The sequence below is a fragment of the Klebsiella sp. Ech2A genome (genome assembly GCF_030078455.1).
Classification (GTDB): Bacteria; Pseudomonadota; Gammaproteobacteria; order Enterobacterales; family Enterobacteriaceae; genus Klebsiella; species Klebsiella terrigena.
Map to the genome: position 1 here is coordinate 1 of NZ_JAQGFU010000409.1, position 1465 is coordinate 1465.

Annotated in this window: 1 protein-coding gene; it reads right to left on the bottom strand. The window is 59.3% G+C overall.

Annotated features, from left to right (window positions below; all coding sequences use genetic code 11):
- Positions 1-1465, bottom strand: a 1465-nt coding sequence (locus PFH44_RS27515) for a 2-oxoacid:acceptor oxidoreductase family protein (RefSeq protein WP_283826827.1), incomplete at both ends; no start/stop codon positions are given.

Here is a 1465-nt window from a genome sequence, read left to right on the forward strand (position 1 = left end):
GATGCAGCGACGCCATGCCGAGGTCAATCGCCCGCTGGTTCATCTCAATGACGCGTGCCCCCTTGTTGCCGTAGCTCTTTTCCACCGCCTGTTTGAGATAGTTCGCGGCGGTCTGCGGATCGATAATCGCCGCCAGCTTAAAGAACGCCGCCTGCATCAGCATATTAAAACGCCCGCCCAGCCCGAGCTCGCGGGCAATATCTACGGCGTTGAGGGTGTAAAAACGGATATTTTCCCGCGCCAGATAGCGCTTAAAGCCGGCGGGCAGGTGCTGCTCAAGCTCGGCATCGGACCAGCTGCAGTTGAGCAAAAAGGTGCCCCCCGGCTTTAGCCCATCCAGCAGCTCATAGCGTTCAACCCAGGACTGCTGCGAACAGGAGATAAAATCCGCCCGGTGGATCAGATAGGGCGAGGTGATCGGCCGGTCGCCGAAGCGCAGGTGCGACACGGTAATGCCGCCGGATTTTTTCGAGTCGTAGGAAAAATAGGCCTGCGCGTAGAGATCGGTCCTGTCGCCAATGATCTTGATCGCGCTTTTATTCGCCCCAACCGTGCCGTCCGAGCCCATTCCCCAGAATTTACAGGCGGTGATGCCCGCGTGAGAAACCTCCAGCGTCTTCTGGCGAGCCGGCAATGAGGTAAAGGTGACATCATCGATAATCCCCAGCGTGAAGCCATCCATCGGCAGCGGCCGGTTGAGATTGTCAAACACGGCGGCGATATCGTTGGGCAGAACGTCCTTCCCACCCAGCGCATAGCGGCCGCCGACAATCAGCGGCGGATCGTCGTGATGATAGAAGGCGTTTTTAATGTCAAGACAGAGCGGCTCGGCCTGGGCCCCCGGCTCCTTAGTACGATCGAGTACGGCAATGCGCCGGACGGATGTCGGCAGCTGAGCAAAGAAGTGCGCCAGCGAAAAGGGGCGGAACAGGTGCACGCTGAGCAAGCCGACCTTCTCTCCCGCCGCGTTCAGCGTCTCCACCACCTCCTGAACGGTGTCGCACACCGATCCCATCGCGATAATCACCCGTTCGGCATCCGCCGCGCCGGAATAGTTGAACAGATGGTATTCCCGTCCGGTAATGGCGCTGATTTGCGCCATGTAGCCTTCGACCAGCTCGGGAAGAGCCTGGTAAAAGCGGTTCCCCGCTTCCCGCTCCTGAAAGTAGATGTCCGGGTTTTGCGCGGTGCCGCGAATGACCGGATGATCCGGATGCAGCGCGTTACGGCGAAAGCTCTCCAGCGCGGGCCGATCGAGCAGCGTTTCCAGCTGCTCATACTCCAGCACCTCAATTTTTTGAATTTCGTGCGAGGTGCGAAAGCCGTCGAAGAAATTAATGAACGGGATACGCCCTTTTATCGCCGCCAGGTGCGCCACGGCGGAGAGGTCCATCACCTGCTGACCGTTGTTTTCCGCCAGCATCGCGCAGCCGGTCTGCCGCACCGCCCTCACTTCCTGATGATC